Origin of the sequence: Corynebacterium sp. HMSC078A10, assembly GCF_001811565.1 — a bacterium.
GTDB lineage: Bacteria > Actinomycetota > Actinomycetes > Mycobacteriales > Mycobacteriaceae > Corynebacterium > Corynebacterium hesseae.
Map to the genome: position 1 here is coordinate 101,668 of NZ_KV805185.1, position 16,535 is coordinate 118,202.

Annotated in this window: 15 protein-coding genes; 4 read left to right on the forward strand and 11 right to left on the reverse strand. The window is 60.2% G+C overall.

All coding sequences use genetic code 11. The annotated features are described in order from the left end of the window. The first annotated feature begins 1 nt into the window (after position 1). From tal to pgl, 4 genes are all read left to right on the forward strand, one after another. Positions 2–1,090 carry a transaldolase gene (gene tal / locus HMPREF2808_RS02340; protein ID WP_070623470.1) on the forward strand — a complete coding sequence of 363 codons (1,089 nt, stop codon included), beginning with the start codon at positions 2–4 and terminating at the stop codon, positions 1,088–1,090. Between the two features lie 130 nt (positions 1,091–1,220). Further along, positions 1,221–2,753 carry a glucose-6-phosphate dehydrogenase gene (zwf, locus tag HMPREF2808_RS02345; RefSeq protein WP_083303832.1) on the forward strand — a complete coding sequence of 511 codons (1,533 nt, stop codon included), beginning with the start codon at positions 1,221–1,223 and terminating at the stop codon, positions 2,751–2,753. 21 nt (positions 2,754–2,774) lie between these two features. Beyond that, positions 2,775–3,707: a glucose-6-phosphate dehydrogenase assembly protein OpcA gene (locus HMPREF2808_RS02350; protein WP_070564456.1), complete on the forward strand. Its 933-nt coding sequence runs from the start codon at positions 2,775–2,777 to the stop codon at positions 3,705–3,707. A gap of 72 nt (positions 3,708–3,779) precedes the next feature. Beyond that, positions 3,780–4,541, forward strand: coding sequence for a 6-phosphogluconolactonase (gene pgl / locus HMPREF2808_RS02355; protein ID WP_070623473.1), 762 nt, complete (start codon positions 3,780–3,782; stop codon positions 4,539–4,541). Between the two features lie 107 nt (positions 4,542–4,648). Here pgl and secG read toward each other — a convergent pair whose 3' ends face one another. The 11 genes from secG to HMPREF2808_RS02410 form a co-directional block, all read right to left on the reverse strand. Next, on the reverse strand, positions 4,649–4,882 hold the full coding sequence (gene secG / locus HMPREF2808_RS02360; protein ID WP_070524288.1) for a preprotein translocase subunit SecG: 234 nt from the start codon (positions 4,880–4,882) through the stop codon (positions 4,649–4,651). 186 nt (positions 4,883–5,068) lie between these two features. Next, positions 5,069–5,848, reverse strand: a complete 780-nt coding sequence (gene tpiA / locus HMPREF2808_RS02365; RefSeq protein WP_070623476.1) for a triose-phosphate isomerase — start codon at positions 5,846–5,848, stop codon at positions 5,069–5,071. Positions 5,849–5,890: 42 nt separating this feature from the next. Further along, entirely contained in the window at positions 5,891–7,108 is a 1,218-nt protein-coding gene (pgk, locus tag HMPREF2808_RS02370) for a phosphoglycerate kinase (RefSeq protein WP_070623479.1), read from the reverse strand. 237 nt (positions 7,109–7,345) lie between these two features. Then, positions 7,346–8,353, reverse strand: a complete 1,008-nt coding sequence (gene gap, locus HMPREF2808_RS02375; protein ID WP_070623482.1) for a type I glyceraldehyde-3-phosphate dehydrogenase — start codon at positions 8,351–8,353, stop codon at positions 7,346–7,348. Positions 8,354–8,835: 482 nt separating this feature from the next. After that, positions 8,836–9,825 (reverse strand): DNA-binding protein WhiA, encoded by a 990-nt coding sequence (whiA, locus tag HMPREF2808_RS02380; RefSeq protein ID WP_070623485.1) that lies wholly within the window; start codon positions 9,823–9,825, stop codon positions 8,836–8,838. 165 nt (positions 9,826–9,990) lie between these two features. Then, complete coding sequence (gene yvcK, locus HMPREF2808_RS02385; protein WP_070564442.1) at positions 9,991–10,989, reverse strand: gluconeogenesis factor YvcK family protein; 999 nt, start codon at positions 10,987–10,989, stop codon at positions 9,991–9,993. A 76-nt stretch (positions 10,990–11,065) separates the two neighbouring features. Next, the gene (gene rapZ / locus HMPREF2808_RS02390; protein ID WP_070524299.1) at positions 11,066–11,947 is read right to left on the reverse strand and encodes an RNase adapter RapZ; all 882 of its coding nucleotides are present in this window, start codon (positions 11,945–11,947) and stop codon (positions 11,066–11,068) included. Between the two features lie 38 nt (positions 11,948–11,985). Continuing rightward, on the reverse strand, positions 11,986–14,040 hold the full coding sequence (uvrC, locus tag HMPREF2808_RS02395) for an excinuclease ABC subunit UvrC (RefSeq protein WP_070564439.1): 2,055 nt from the start codon (positions 14,038–14,040) through the stop codon (positions 11,986–11,988). Beyond that, complete coding sequence (locus HMPREF2808_RS02400) at positions 14,040–14,663, reverse strand: PH domain-containing protein (protein WP_070564436.1); 624 nt, start codon at positions 14,661–14,663, stop codon at positions 14,040–14,042. Before HMPREF2808_RS02400 ends, uvrC begins: the two co-directional genes overlap by 1 nt. Before the next feature lie 83 nt (positions 14,664–14,746). Next, positions 14,747–15,229, reverse strand: a complete 483-nt coding sequence (gene ribH / locus HMPREF2808_RS02405; RefSeq protein WP_070524305.1) for a 6,7-dimethyl-8-ribityllumazine synthase — start codon at positions 15,227–15,229, stop codon at positions 14,747–14,749. Between the two features lie 42 nt (positions 15,230–15,271). Continuing rightward, positions 15,272–16,534 (reverse strand): bifunctional 3,4-dihydroxy-2-butanone-4-phosphate synthase/GTP cyclohydrolase II, encoded by a 1,263-nt coding sequence (locus HMPREF2808_RS02410; RefSeq protein ID WP_070524307.1) that lies wholly within the window; start codon positions 16,532–16,534, stop codon positions 15,272–15,274. Between the last annotated feature and the right edge of the window lies 1 nt (position 16,535).

Sequence of the window (16,535 nt, forward strand, 5' to 3'; positions counted from 1 at the left end):
CATGACGCATATTGATGAATTGGCTCGCCTCGGGACGTCGACCTGGCTCGACGATCTTTCCCGCGAGCGCCTAGACTCCGGCAATCTTCGTGAGCTCTTGGACACCAAGTCCATCGTGGGCGTCACCACGAACCCAGCCATCTTTGCCGCGGCAATGTCCTCCGGCACCTCCTATGACGCCGACATCGCAGCGCTGAAGGAAAAGTCCGCTGCCGCAGATGAGGCGGTGTACTCGCTGGCAATCGACGATGTCCGCAACGCATGCGATATCTTCACTGAGATTTACGAGAAGTCGGGCGGGCGCGACGGCCGCGTCTCCATCGAGGTTGACCCACGCATCTCCGCCGATGCAGACGCAACCTTGAAGCAGGCGCGCGAATTGTGGGCCAAGGTTGACCGCCCCAACCTCATGATCAAGATTCCGGCTACGGAAGGCTCCCTACCAGCCATCACCGAGGCGCTTGCGGAAGGTATCTCCGTCAACGTCACCCTAATCTTCTCCGTAGAGCGTTATGCCCACGTCATCGCTGCGTACAAGGAGGGAATCAAGCGCGCTGCCGAGGCTGGCAAGGACGTCTCCACGATTCATTCCGTGGCATCCTTCTTCGTCTCCCGCCTGGATACCGAAGTGGACAAGCGCCTCGAGCTGATCGGCACTGAGGAGGCCCTCGCACTGCGTGGAAAGGCCGGGGTTGCCAACGCCCAGCGTGCCTATGCCCTGTTCCTCAAGGAATTCAAGGAGCCAGGCGCACACCTGCCGTCTGGTGCACACCCGCAGCGCCCCCTGTGGGCCTCGACGGGCGTCAAGAACCCCGACTACCCCGCCACGCTGTACGTCTCCGAGCTAGCTGGCCCAGATACCGTCAACACAATGCCGGAGAAAACCATCGATGCCGTTCTCGAACAGGGCAACCTGCACGGCGACGCTCTCAGTGACTCTGCTGAGCAGGCAGAGAACGTGTGGTCACAACTGAAGGCAGTCGGCATCGACTTCGACGATGTTTTTGCTGTGCTGGAGAAGGAGGGCGTCGACAAGTTCGTCAACGCCTGGGAGGAATTGCTTGCCTCCATGACTGATCGCCTCTCCTAATCGAACGTGAATTCTTGACCGCCTACAATCGCCGCGCGCACCGCAAATGGCCATGCAACTATGGTCGGCGGGGCGCGTGTCGCTATGCTGGGCTGTTGGACTTACCTCACACAGACCGAAAGGACACTTAGTGAGCACTAGCAGCGCGTGGGTCAACCCGTTGCGCAACTCGAAGGATAAGCGCCTGCCACGCATCGCCGGCCCCTCTGGCATGGTGATTTTCGGCGTCACGGGTGACTTGGCGCGCAAGAAGCTCCTCCCCGCCATCTACGACTTGGCCAACCGCGGATTGCTTCCGGCAGGCTTCACTTTGGTCGGCTACGGCCGTCGCGACTGGGACAAGCAGGCATTCTGTGACTATGTCCGCGAGGCCGCCGAAGCAGGTGCGCGAACCACCTTCAACCAGCATGTGTGGGAGCACCTTGCCAAGGGAATCGAGTTTGTGCAGGGCAACTTCGATGACGCCGGCTTTGACAAGCTTTCTGCGCGGCTGGCGGAGCTCAATGACTCCCGCGGCACGGGTGGAAACTGGGCCTACTATCTTTCGGTACCGCCGGAGTTTTTCTCCGATATTTGCCACCAGCTTGAGCGCGTCGGTATGGCCGATAGCACGGATAATTCCTGGCGCCGCGTCATCATTGAAAAGCCATTCGGACACGATCAGGCTTCCGCGCGCGAGCTCAACGAGATTGTCAACGCCGTCTTCCCTGAGTCCTCGGTTTTCCGCATCGACCATTACCTGGGCAAGGAAACGGTCCAAAACATCATGGCCCTGCGCTTTGCCAACCAGATTTTCGAGCCAATGTGGAATGCGCATTACATCGATCACGTGCAGATCACGATGGCTGAGGACATCGGGCTGGGCGGGCGTGCCGGCTATTATGACGGCATCGGCGCCGCGCGCGACGTCATCCAAAACCACCTCCTCCAATTGCTTGCTCTCGTAGCAATGGAGGAGCCCTCCTCCTTCGACCCCGAGGCTCTTCAGGCGGAAAAGATTAAGGTGCTGCGAGCCACCAACGCCGTGCATCCGCTGAACAAGACCACTGCGCGTGGCCAATACTCCGCCGGCTGGCAGGGATCGCAATATGTCAAAGGCCTCCGGGAGGAAGAGGGTTTTGATCCGGAATCCACGACGGAAACCTATGCAGCCTGCACTCTTGAGGTCAATTCCCGCCGCTGGGCGGGCGTTCCTTTCTACCTGCGCACTGGCAAACGCCTAGGCCGCCGTGTGACTGAAATTGCGCTCGTGTTTAAGACAGCACCCCACCAGCCTTTTGATCAAGGCCAAGCTGAGGCTCTAGGCCAGAATGCCGTGGTGATCCGCGTTCAGCCAGATGAGGGCGTCACCATGCGCTTTGGTTCCAAAGTCCCCGGATCCACGATGGAGGTCCGTGATGTCAACATGGACTTCGCGTATGCCGAGGCCTTTACGGAGGAATCTCCCGAGGCCTATGAGCGCCTGATTCTCGACGCCCTCCTTGACGAGTCTTCCCTCTTCCCCACCAATGAAGAGGTTGAGTTGTCTTGGTCCATCCTCGATCCCATCATTGAATACTGGTCCAACATTGGTCAGCCGGAGCAATACCGCGCCGGCACGTGGGGACCGGAGTCTGCCGATAAAATGCTGCGCCGCCGGGGACATTCCTGGCGTCGTCCGTAGGTCCCTAGGAGGAATGGCTTAATGATTATCCCCTTGCCCGATACGACTACGCGCAAGATCTCCAAGAAGCTCGTGGAAATGCAGGAGCATTACACGCTCACGACAGGCCGCGTCCTCACCCTCATCGTCATGACTGAGGAGGGCGATGACCTAGACAACCTTCTCGCCTCGGTTCGTGATGCCTCCCACGAGCACCCTTCTCGCGTCATCGTGATTGCCACAGGTTCCTTGGAGGAAGAGACGCGGCTCGACGCCGAGCTGCGCGTGGGCGGCGAAGCGGGCGCTTCCGAAATCGTCGTGATGCACCTGCACGGCGCGCTAGCGGACCAAGCGGAGTCCGTGGTTACTCCCCTTCTTCTTCCCGATACCCCAATCGTGGCATGGTGGCCCACCGCGTGCCCGCCGTCACCAGCCGCGGTGCCCATCGGCGCACTCGCCCAACGCCGCATTACGAACGTGGCTTTCGGCAGCGGCGTTGACCAGTATGACCTGCACGTGTTGTCTTCGGGCTACACGCCTGGTGATTCCGACATGTCGTGGGGCGCTATTACCCTGTGGCGAGGCATCGTAGCCTCGGCGCTTGACCGTCACCCCCATGAGCCGGTCACTTCCGTCGAAATTTCTGGTGCTGAGCACCACGCTGCAGTCGACTTTGCAGCTGGCTGGCTTCTCGACGCCCTCTCCGTCCCCGTCACCCGCACCGTCTCGGACTGCACGGCGGGTCCTTTCCCGATCTCCTCGGTAGTCTTCCGCCGCCCCACTGCAGATGTCAGTGTGACCGTTGTCGATTCCGAGACGGTCAGGGTCAGCGTTCCCGGCTCCCCAGAGTCCCTCGTAAGCCTCACCGTACGTTCCGAAGCGGAAGTACTCTCAGAGGAACTCCGCCACCTCGACGCAGATAAGACATACGCCCATTCTCTCCGCGCTTTAGCTCGAGTGGACTACAGTGTGTAGTCGTAGACTTTTCTTTTTCACCTAGACCCCTAGACCCCCTAGACACAGCATTCACAAGGATCTTTCTGCACTATGGTCACGCTTCGCCGCGTTAGCGACATCGATGAGCTCATATCCTCCGCCGCACTCGCCTTCATTGAGACGGTTGCGGCGGTTCAAGCCCCGGGCGGAGGCCTTCACAAAGACGGAGTAGCCCGCGTAGTCCTCACCGGTGGCGGTGCAGGCATTGGTGTCTTGCGCGAATTGGCTCGCCTTGCTCACGCCGCCCAGCAGCAAGGAACCGACTTCCCTGCCCTCTCGGTGGACTGGACGCGAGTCCATGTCTTCTTCGGCGACGAGCGCAACGTGCCGGTCAGTGATCCTGATTCCAACGAGGGCCAAGCCCGCGAAGCACTCCTGAGCCAGGTCGGCGTTCCCGAGCGCCATATCCACGGCTATGACTTGGGCGCCGTGTCCATGGAACACGCCGCCCAGGCTTATGAAGGCGAGATTCGTGAATTCGCACCTGAGGGTTTTGATCTGCATCTCCTCGGCATGGGACACGAAGGCCATATCAATTCCCTCTTCCCGCATTCGGTGGCAGTCTACGAGGACTCGGACTATGCATTCGCAGTCCACGATTCCCCGAAGCCGCCTTCGGAGCGTGTCACGCTAACCTATCCCGCGATCAACCGCTCTCAGCGCATTTGGTTCCTTGTCTCCGGCGAGGAAAAAGCCGAGGCGGTATCACACCTCGTTGCTGGCGCTACCGCAGAAGACTGGCCGGCCGCTGGCGCCCAGGGAACAGAAGAGACCCTGCTTTTCGTGAGCGAAGACGCCGCGCAGAAGCTCTAACAACGCGTGCGCGCAACCCGAGAAAACCTATAACGCCGCGTGTCCCCTCGACGTGAGGAGGCACGCGGCGTTAATCGTGTCCGGAGCCGGAGGCTCGTCAGCGGCCTTTAGCTATAAGCCTGCAGCAGGTTCAGGGCTACGATGCAGGCGAGCCAGATGACCACCATGACCACGGTATAGCGGTCGAGGTTCTTTTCCACCACGGTGGAACCAGACAGGTTGGACTGTACGCCGCCGCCAAAGAGGCTGGACAGGCCGCCGCCCTTACCTTTGTGCAGCAGCACGAAGATAGACATCAAGATTGCGGCAATCACGAGGATGATTTCCAGTGCCAAGATCATGAAATAGTTCCTTGTTGTACGCGTTCAAACGGTTAGTGTGGCGCGTGAAGGTGTGCATCACTTTCACGCTGGAAAAGGGGCGCCAGCGAACGGGCGCAATAAACCTTGATGATACACCACGTGGCGGGCCAGAAACCATTCCGACCCGCCACGACAGAGTGGTGCAGATGCGATCAGCTGGAAGAACTAAGCGCCCTGTGCAGCGTTAGCCGCCAACTTGGCAAACTCCTCGCCCTTCAGGGATGCACCGCCGACGAGGCCGCCGTCTACATCAGGCTTGCCCACGATCTCTGCGATGGAGTCGACCTTGACGGAACCGCCGTAGAGAATGCGGATGCCTTCGGCCACTTCATCGCCACCCAGCTCGCGAACGAGCTCACGGATAGCGGCGCACACTTCCTGTGCGTCATCAGCGGAGGCAACCTTACCGGTGCCGATTGCCCACACGGGCTCGTATGCGATGACGGTTTTAGCAAGATCCTCTGCGGAAAGCCCCTGCAGGGAGTTGCGCGTCTGGGTAACCACGTAATCGACGTGAGTGCCAACCTCGCGCACGTTGAGAGGTTCGCCGACGCACACAATCGGGCTGATTCCGTTGGCCAGCGCCGCTGCAGCCTTTTCCGCAACGAGCTGGTCGGTCTCGCCATGGTACTGACGGCGCTCGGAGTGGCCTACGACTGCCCACGAGCAGCCCAAGGCGGACAGCATCTTGCCGGATACTTCACCGGTGTAGGCGCCAGACTCGTGCTTGGAAATATCCTGTGCGCCATAGGTGAACTGGAGGTCGTCGCCGTCGACAAGCGTTTGCACAGTGCGGATATCAGTGAACGGGACCATGAAGGCCACGTCGACCTTTTCGTAGTAGTCCTTCGGCAGAGAGAAGGCGAACTTCTGCAGGGAGCTGATGGCTTCCTTGTGGTCGAGGTTCATCTTCCAGTTACCAGCAATAAGCGGGGTACGTGCCATGATTAGCCTTTCTAGATCAGACTGTGTTGACGGTGTATATGACTAGGATTCCAGGACCTTAACGCCCGGCAGCTCCTTGCCCTCCAGGAACTCCAAGGAAGCGCCGCCGCCCGTGGAAATGTGGGAGAAGCCTTCTTCGTCGAGGCCGAGGAGGCGGACGGAGGCAGCGGAGTCGCCACCGCCAACGACGGTGAAGGAGCCGTTCTTCGCGGTGGCGTCGATGATGGACTGAGCGACACCTGCGGTGCCCTTGGAGAAGGCCTCCATCTCGAACACGCCCATCGGGCCGTTCCAGAAGACGGTCTTGGAGGAAGCGATGACCTCGTCGAACTTCTTTACAGACTCCGGTCCAATATCGAGGGACATCCAGCCCTCCGGAATTCCGTCGAGTGCAACGACCTTGTTCTCTGCGTCAGCGTTGAACTCGGTTGCAGCAACGAGGTCGACCGGCAGGACGATCTTGTCGCCGAAGCGCTCGAGCAGCTCCTTGCAGTTGTCGATCTGGTCTTCTTGCAGCAGGGAATTCTGAACGTTGTAGCCCTTTGCAGCCAGGAGCGTGTAGCACATGCCGCCGCCGATGATGACCTTGTCGGCCTTGCCAGCAAGGGCTTCGATCACACCGAGCTTGTCGGAAACCTTAGCGCCGCCGAGTACGACAACGTACGGGTGCTCAGGCTTCTCAGCCACTGCTGCGAGGGTCTCCACTTCCTTCTGAACCAGCTTGCCGGCGTAGGCAGGCAGGCGCTTGGCGACGTCATACACCGAAGCCTGTGCGCGGTGGACGACGCCAAAGCCATCAGAAACGAAGGCGCCGTTATCCGCAGCGAGCGCAACCAGCTCATCGGCAAAGGCCCCACGCTCGGCCTCGTCCTTGGAGGTTTCGCGAGGATCGAAGCGAACATTCTCGAGCAGCAGGACATCGCCATCATTGAGGCCGTTGGCGCGCTCATGGGCATCCTCACCGCTGACGTCGCCGGCCAGGGCAACGTACTGGCCCAGGGCCTCAGACAGTGCCTCAGCAACCGGTGCCAGGGAGTACTTCGGGTTGGCCTCGCCCTTCGGGCGACCCAGATGCGCGGACAGGATGACCTTGGCTCCGCCTTCGATCAATGCCTTGATAGTCGGCAACGAGGCGGTGATACGGCCAGAGTCGGTGATGTTTCCCTCGTCATCGAGCGGAACGTTGAAGTCCGAACGAACAAGGATGTGACGGCCGGAAACGCCTTCTGCAAGCAAATCGTCCACAGTCTTGAAAGCCATAGTGTTCTCCTTAAAGGTAGGTATTCAAGCTAAAGGTTAATGCTATTCAATTAGAAAGTGTGGTGAACGCCTAGCACGGCGGGATCGGGGCGCCGTGTGCGTTCTGGATAGACGAATAACGGCCCAGCGCACGCCACGTAATCATGAGGCGTGGCGCATGGGCCGGTTTTCTAACCTGTGGTGCTACCGCAGGCAATCACAGCTTGGTTCACTGTGCTCATTCTAAGAATTTAATCCTTAGAGCTTGGAGGCAACCAAGGAGGTGGTGCGGACGAGCTGGTTGGTGTAGCCCCACTCATTGTCGTACCAGCCGAGTACCTTGACCAGGTTACCGTTGGAGACCTTGGTCATGCCGGCATCGAAGATGCAGCCGTGCGGGTCGGTGATGATGTCAGTGGAGACAATCGGGTCCTCGGTGTAGCCCAGGGTCTCACCGAATTCGCCGGTAGCAGCTTCCTTGATGGCAGCGTTGATCTCCTCGGCGGTAACCTCGCGGGAAGCCTCGAAGGTCAGGTCGGTGGCGGAACCGGTGATGGTCGGAACGCGCATTGCGTAGCCGTCCAGCTTGCCCTCGAGCTCCGGCAGAACCAGGGCGACAGCCTTAGCAGCGCCGGTGGAGGTCGGAACCATGTTCACGGCGGCGGCGCGGGCGCGGCGCAGGTCGCGGTGCGGAGCGTCCTGCAGGCGCTGGTCACCGGTGTAGGAGTGAACGGTGGTCATGAGGCCCTTCTCAATGCCGAACTTGTCGTTGAGGACCTTTGCCATCGGAGCCAGGCAGTTGGTGGTGCAGGAAGCAGCGGAGATGACGTTGTGCTTCTCAGCATCGTACTTGTCGGAGTTGACGCCGTAGACGAAGGTGCCGTCGACGTTCTTGCCCGGTGCGGAGATGATGACCTTCTTGGCACCGGCCTCGATGTGAGCCTTGGCAGCCTCACCGTCGGTGAAGAAGCCGGTGGACTCGATGACGATGTCAACGTTGTGCTCAGACCACTGCAGGTTCTTCGGATCACGCTCTGCGGAGACAGCGATGCGGTGACCGTTGACGGTGATGGACTCCTCGTCGTGCTCGATGGTGCCGTCGAAGCGGCCCAGCACGGAGTCGTACTTAAGCAGGTTGGCAAGGGTGCCGTTGTCAGTCAGGTCATTGACGGCTACGACCTCGAGGTCGGTGTTGCCCTGTGCAACTGCACGGAAGAAGTTACGGCCGATACGGCCAAATCCGTTGATACCTACGCGAATGGTCACTGTAATGTCTCCTCAAATAATCGAGTGAAGTTCTGTTGTGGGGCTTCCGAGACTCTGTCTTTAACGGCAGTGCGGTAAACCGCTTCCGCGGCACCGTTGCTCTGCCACTTCCGTGACGTGCTCGGTGGTTTTCCCAACACGGCCGATAATACCGACCCATTGTGCTTCCCGCAGTGAGCATGTGAGCTCCTGTTGCAAGCTCTCGCATGGCGGCACAAAGAGGCGTACACTAGTGAGGCTTCAAACCGGGATGGTGGGGGACCAAAGTTCAGACACCTGCGGTAATGCCCGATTATGTGGGATTGTGTTGGGTGCCGGAATTGTAGGGTGGGATATCTCACTTAACCGGAAAAAAGCGGGTTAACCCAAAAACAGTACTGGCATTCAAACCGTGAAAAATGCCCCAGACGAGCCTTTCAGTGCCCGAACGGGCACCCACGACTCTGTCTGGGGCAAGGATTGGAAACTAAGACGTTTGGATTCTAGGACTCCTCAAAGAGATCCTCAGTCACTGCTTTCGTCGTATCCGGTACACCAAGTTCCTTGGCGCGTTTATCCGCCATGGACAATAGGCGGCGAATACGCCCAGCCACCGCGTCCTTGGTCATCGGCGGATCTGCCAATCGCCCGAGTTCTTCCAAGGAGGCTTCGCGGTGCTGCACACGTAGACGGCCAGCATCAGCCAAGTGCTCCGGCACGTCATCACCCAAGATCACCATGGCACGCTCGACGCGGGCCGCAGCGGTTACTGCCGCTCGAGCGGAACGGCGCAAGTTGGCATCGTCAAAGTTGTCGAGGCGGCGAGAGGTGTCGTGAGCCTCTCGCTGGATGCGCTTCTTTTCCCACGTCAGGCGAGTCTCCTGAGCGCCCATACGGGTCAGCAACGCGCCAATGGCGTCGCCATCGCGCACCACGACGCGGTCGGCGCCGCGTGTTTCCTTGGTCTTCGCCACCACGCCCAAACGGCGCGCGCAGCCCACGAGGGCGAGAGCCGCCTCCTGGCACGGACACGTCACCTCGAGCGCTGAAGAGCGGCCCGGCTCTGTCAATGATCCTTGAGCCAAGAAGGCTCCACGCCACGCCGCTTCATTATCAGCAACAGAACCTGAAATGACCTGCGGTGGCAGGCCCACCACGGGGTGTCCGGAACGAGTTACCAAACCCAGCCGCCTCGTAAGCTCCTTGGCCCCGGAGGTGATTCGCACTTGCACTCTACTCTTCTTAGAGGATGCAGCGGGACCCGCCACATGGGTGCTCGCCGCGATTGAGTACAGCTCATCGAGCGCGGTGACTAAACGATTGGCCACGCTCTGGGATTCCAATTCGACCTCGTACATCACTCGATCCCCGGTGATGTGGAGGTCACCGGCAAACCTGAGAATTGCGGCAACCTCCGCCGCACGAGCGGAATGGCGCGGTACGGACACCGCCGTAAGCTCTTCCTTGACCTGATCGGTCAACGACGCAGACACCTCGTGCCTCCCCTTTCAACTCTTGACACAGTGCACCGCGAACGTCGGCAGTAGCGCAGTACGACGCAGCCTGACCTCACTCTGGAAGGCACGCAACGCGTCGCGCCGCACTTGTGCGCTATGACGTAGCAGTGAACAATGAATGCCCCATAGTCTATCGTGCGCCTAGCCCCGATGAGTGCCCGGGGCACCCGCCGTCGCCCCACGTTCGGCAGCGTACTCGGCATACAGTTCGGTAAGAACCTGCGCTAGCTTGTCTGGACAGTGTTTGTTCAGCGAGTTCCCGTCAGCGTCCGTCTGACAGACATCCCGAAATACTGCGCTGGCGCCGAGCACACTAGCAGCGCGCTGCACAAAGACTCGCTCCGATTCATTGGGGAGACCGGTGCCGTCGACGATGACTTTGTCGACCCGCAGGTTTGGCGCATGCTGCGCTAGCACGTGCAGGTGGCGCTCTGCAGAAAACCCCTGGGTCTCCCCTGGTTCGGCGGAAAGATTGAGCACCACCACGCGAAGGGCATCCGACGACGTTATAGCGTTGACGATGTCCGGAACGAGAACGTGCGGGAGCACGGAGCTAAACCACGAGCCGGGGCCCAAGGTGATCAGATCCGCGTCGTGCAGCGCAGCGATCGTTTCCGGGTTAGCTTCCGGCTTCTCCGGGATGATGCGCACGCGGCGCACCTGCCCCACAGTTGAGGCAACGGCGACCTGGCCGCGCACGGAGCGCATGATACGGGGGTCGTCGTCAAGCCCGGAAACATCCGCCTCAATCTCGAGCGGTAGATTGACGGCCGGCAGCACCCGTCCGGCCGACTCCGTCAAACGCGCAACGGCATCGAGCGCCGCCTGGAAGTCCCCCAACACCTCGTTGAGTCCGGCGATAAGGAGATTGCCCACAGCGTGCCCGGCCATGGCACCTGTGCTCTGGAATCGATGCTGCAAAGTAGAAGCCCACAGCTGTCCTTCGTCCGAATCGCTCGACAGAGCGGCAAGGGCCATGCGCAAATCACCAGGCGGGATGATGTCCATCTCACGGCGTAAGCGGCCGGAGGAACCGCCATCATCGGCCACGGTGACGATGGCGGAGATTGTCTCCGCGCCCGTACGGCGTGCGGCCAGCAGAGTTTGATACAGCCCATGGCCGCCGCCCAGGCTAGCCATGTGGATAGGGAGAGTCGTCACGGGAATAATAGCTTTCAGTTATTTAGGTAGGGAATGAATATGTATCTTATCGCACCTAATCGCGAGAAATATCTCGGTGCAACGTGCTCACATCGAGGTCACCGCGGTCCCTGAGGCGGCGGGCAATTTCTTCCGTAACGGCCACCGAGCGATGGTGCCCACCGGTACAACCGATGCCCACGGTGATGAAGTTCTTCCCCTCATGGCGGTAGCCGGTGAGCATCGAGTCAAACATGGTGATGAACCGCTCGATAAAGGGCTCAGCCGCCTCTTGAGACAAGACATAATCTGCAACTGGCTCGTCGGTGCCACGGTACCCCCGCAGCTCAGGTACCCAATAGGGATTGGGAAGAAAGCGAACATCAACGACAAGGTCCGCATCACGCGGTGAGCCATGCTTGAAGCCGAAGGACTCAAGCGTGACGTGTTGCTTCTCATGACCCATTTCGCCGAAGGATGCTTCGATAGCGCGCCGCAGATCATGGACGGACAGGTTGGTCGTATCGATGATGATGTCCGCGCGCTCGCGAATTGATTGCACCGCTGCGCGCTCTCGTTGGATGCCTGCTTTGAGGGTTTCGCCCTCCTGCATCGGGTGGGTACGCCGCACCGAATCGAAGCGACGGATGAGCACATCATCGCGCGCATCGAGGAAAAGCAGGGTGGGCTTCATATCCAGCTTTTCGAGTTCCTCCAAGGTTTCCGCTAAAGAACCCGGAAACATTCGGGAACGCACATCGGTCACCGCGGCAATCTTTGTCACCGGGGAATCGGGCCGAGCGCACAGCCTCAGTAGGTCGACGATAGACTTCGGCGGAATGTTGTGGGCTACGTAATAGCCCTTATCCTCCAGCACTTTAGCCGCCGACGTCAGGCCACCGCCTGACATGCCCGTGATCAAAATGGGTGGGGAGTCTAACAGCGTCATGACTTCCATTCTTACCATCTGATCACGAGGCAAGGAGGGAAACCTGCTTAGGAATCCTGGAGATGATCAAATACCGTCTGCGCCAGCTTCGGGCCAAACCCCTTCACCGCAGCAATCTCCTCCACGCTGGCCTCTTTGAGCTTCTTCACTGAGCCGAAGTGCTTCACCAGATCGGTGCGCCGCTGCGGCCCCAATCCCGGTACCGCATCGAGTACGGACGAGCGCATCCGCTTCGACCGCTGCTGTCGGTGGTACGTAATAGCTACGCGGTGCGCCTCATCGCGGAGGTGCTGAAGAAGAAATAGCGCCTGCGAATTACGCGGCAGAATCACCGGCTCATCATCGCCCGGGACCCACACTTCTTCCAGGCGCTTGGCCAGGCCGATGAGTGTCACATCGACGATGCCGAGCTCGTCGAACACCGCCTGCGCCGCCGCCACCTGCGGTGCGCCACCGTCGACGATGAACAGTTGCGGCGGGTAGGAGCTGCGTTTGGTCTGGCTCGCGGCCTCCTCGCGGACCATTTCTTCAGCGAAGGTGGTGTTTTCCAGCTCCTCGTCCGGAACCGCTCGTTTGTCCTCGTGGTGGTGCTTGAAGCGGCGCCGGGTCACCTCAGCGATAGACCCCACGTCGTTGGAGCGGCCATCGCCCGCCGCCTCCTTGATGCGGTAGCGGCGGTAATCGGACTTGCGCGGTAGCCCATCTTCGAAAACCACCAGGGAGGCCACGACATCGGTGCCCTGAATGTGCGAGATATCCGTGCACTCGATGCGCAGCGGCGCGGAATCCATGTCCAACGCTTCCTGCAGCTCCTGCAGGGCTGCGGATCGAGCAGTAAGGTCTCCGACTCGCTTGAGTTTGTGCTGCCGCAGCTGCTCCTTCGCATTGCGCTCGACGGTCTCCATCAAGGCGCGCTTGTCACCGCGTTGCGGAACCCGCAAGTCAATCTGCGCGCCCCGCAGGTCCTCCAGAACTATCTTCACTTCACCGGCTTCGTCCGGCAGCGTTTGGACCAAGATCTCACGGGGGATGGCGTTTCCCCGATGAACCGCGGTATGGGATTCCTGGTCTACTCCCCTGCGCTCCAGCTTGGCGTCTTCCGCGGCCTCCTGGCGCTGACGCTCCACGGCATCCGAATAGAACTGGATTAAGAAATTCTGGATGAGCGCCGGAAGCCCCGGATCAGGCTGTCCTTCCTCGATTGGCTCCGTGATGGCTTGGTCACCGGAGCGTTCCACCACCCAGCCTCGCTGGCCGCGGATGCGCCCCGCGCGCACGTGAAAGATCTGAACTGCCGCCTCCAACTCGTCGGAGCTAAACGCGATGAGGTCGGCGTCGGTGCCGTCGGAAAGCACGACAGCCTGTTGCTCCATGAGCTTGTCAATCGCGCCGAGATCGTCGCGCAGGCGGGCAGCCAACTCGAACTCGAGGTTCTCTGAGGCCTCCTCCATTCGCTGCGTTAGTCGCTTGCGTACAGCACCGGTATTGCCGTTCATGAAGCTCAGCAGCTGGTTCACCGTCTCACGGTGTTCCTCGGCGCTCACCCTGCCAATGCAAGGGGCATCGCATTTTCCGATATAACCCAACAAACAAGGCCGGCCCAAGCGCTCATGGCGGTTGAATACCCCTTTGGCGCACGTGCGCATGGGGAAAATTCGCGTCAGCAGGTCGAGGGATTCACGCACTGCCCAGGCGTGGGAATAGGGGCCAAAGTAGCGCACACCTTTACGGCGTGGGCCGCGGTAGAAAAACGCTCGCGGGATGGTTTCCCCCACAGATACCGCGAGCATCGGATACGTTTTGTCATCGCGGTACATGACGTTGAAGCGTGGATCGAAGCGCTTAATCCACGTGTACTCCAACTGCAGCGCTTCCACTTCGCTGGCCACCACGGTCCATTCCACCGAAGCCGCAGTGAGGACCATTTGGCGGGTCCGCGGGTGCAGTTGCGTGATGTCTTGAAAGTAGTTCGATAGCCGCGCCCGCAAATTCTTTGCCTTGCCCACATAGATGACGCGGCGATTGTCATCGCGGAACTTATAAACGCCCGGATCCGTGGGGATGCTTCCGGGCGCAGGGCGGTACTCAGAGGGATCGGCCACTAGTCATCCTGCGGCATGTAGCGGGCTTCCAAGTCACGGAAAGAGCGGACCTTGGTGATAATGTCCTGCTTATCGCCCGATTGCAGGGCCCACACCGGAACATATTCAAAGTCAGGAAGTTCGATGCGTGCCATGCGCGAGCCTTCGGGAAAGGACAGGCCATAGATGACCTGCCACGGGTAGAAGCGGGTTCCCACAATGTTGCGGATCTCTACGCCATCGGAGTTCGCGCGCAGCCGCGGACGCGTCAGTGCCAACCAAGACAGGATGGAGATAATCACGCCGACGCCGGGGAAGGCAAACTTATCAATCGTCGTCACAGTCGCGCCGGTAAAGGACAAGCCAACCGTGAAGCCCATAAACAGGTGCGCTGCCATCACAAGGATGATCCAGATGATTGCCACCTTGCGCAGATAGGGCGAGGTGGCCTCATACTCCCAGGGCTTGGATGAAGTCTGGGCGAAGGGATCGGCGCTGGTATAAGCCCGCACCTGCTCATCGCTCACGCTCGAGGAACCCCCAGACGCAGCGGCCGCCACCGGCTGCGAGGATTGGGAGGCCTTGCCAGCGCGGGCTGATCGCGCGCGCTCTTCGTGCGCCGAAGGCACCTGTGGATCCGTCATCGAGTTTCCATCTCCTCATCACTCCGCTAAGAAAGGCCACGGACCTGCGCGGTATGCAGATCGCCGTGGTTGCGCTTGGCAGCCTACTTTAGGGTCGACTCGTTCAGTGTACGCAACGTATGCACGGTTTCTAAAGCTGCATGCATAGCCTCCGCGCCTTTATCTTCTGAAGAGTTCTCAAATCCGGCGCGATCGACGGCTTGCTCATAGTCGTTCACCGTCAGGACACCATTTCCCACAGGCGTCGACTCGTCGAGAGCAATGCGCGTCAGTCCCTGCGTGACCGAATCACACACGTAGTCAAAGTGCGGAGTGCCGCCGCGGACGACACAGCCCAGCGCCACGACAGCATCGTGGGTGCGCGCCGCAGCTTGGACCACGACGGGCAGCTCAAGGGCGCCGACGACGCGCAACGGAGTGACCTCAGCGCCAGCGGCTTCGGCGGTCTCAAGCGCGCGGCGGTGCAGCTGATCGCAGATCTCGGCGTTCCACGTGGCGGTGACTACGGCGACGCGCAGTCCCTCTCCCGAAACATTGTTCGGGGTTGGCAGGCCTTCCTTGCTCACGGTGTGCTCCTTTGTTTTGTTCTAGTGTTCGGTCTTAATGCTCTAAGAGTGTTTGAGATCCCATTCGGCCACCTGTGGCAGGTCGTGGCCCATCCTGTCGCGCTTCGTGCGCAGATAGCTAATGTTTTCGGCCGTGGCGGGTGTAGCCAGCCCGGTGCGGGCGGTGGCGTCAATGCCGAAGCCCTGTAGCCCTTCACCCTTGTGTGGGTTGTTGGTCAAGAGGTTGACGGATTTCACGCCCACATCGCGCAGGATTTGTCCGGCAACGGAGTACTCGCGGGCGTCTTCAGGCAGCCCCTGTTCCACGTTGGCGTCGACGGTGTCCATCCCGTCATCTTGCAAGCGATAGGCCTTGAGCTTGTTCACCAAGCCAATGCCACGCCCTTCCTGTCCGCGAAGGTAGATGACAATGCCACGCCCGGCCGCTTGGACCGCGCGGAGGGATTCCTGCAGCTGCGGGCCGCAGTCACAGCGCTCAGATGCAAAGACATCACCGGTCAGGCACTCAGAGTGCACGCGGACAGGTACGTCTTCCGCACCGGAATAGCTCTCCACGTCACCGACGAAGAGGGCAATGTGCTCGCGCTTGTCGACGCCATTCACATAGCCCACCGCGCGAAACTCGCCGTACTCGGTGGGCAGGCGGGTTTCTACCTCGCGGTGAACCTGTTGCTCATTGTGGCGGCGCCATTCGATGAGCTGCTCGATGGAGATCATCGTGAGCCCATGGGCGTCGGCAAAGCGGCGCAGCTCCGGCGAGCGAGCCATATCCGTGGGGTCTTCTTCGGAAACGATCTCACAGAGCACGCCGGCCGGGCGGAGCCCCGCCAACCGTGCCAGATCGATCGCGGCTTCCGTGTGGCCATCACGCTCGAGCACACCATTCGGGCGGGCAGCCAGCGGGACGACATGGCCCGGGCGCGTAAACTGCGACGGCTCGGAGGAGGGATCAGCCAACTTGCGGATGGTCTCACAGCGCGAGGTAGCGGAGATGCCAGTGGAGCCATTAGCCAGGTCCACGGTGACGGTGTAGGCGGTCTGCCGCACGTCCTGGTTAACCGCCATCATCGGGGGCAAGTTCAGGCGCTTGCAGTCCTCTGGGAGCAAAGGTGCACAAATATATCCGGAGCTATAACGCACCATGAAAGCCACGAGTTCCGGGGTGGCGAGCTCGGCGGCGAAGATGAGATCACCTTCGTTTTCCCGATCTTCATTGTCCACGACGACGACGGCCTTGCCGGCCGCGATGTCGGCGATGGCTTGCTCGACGCTATCTAAACTAAAAGCTGAATCTGCAGCGCTCATA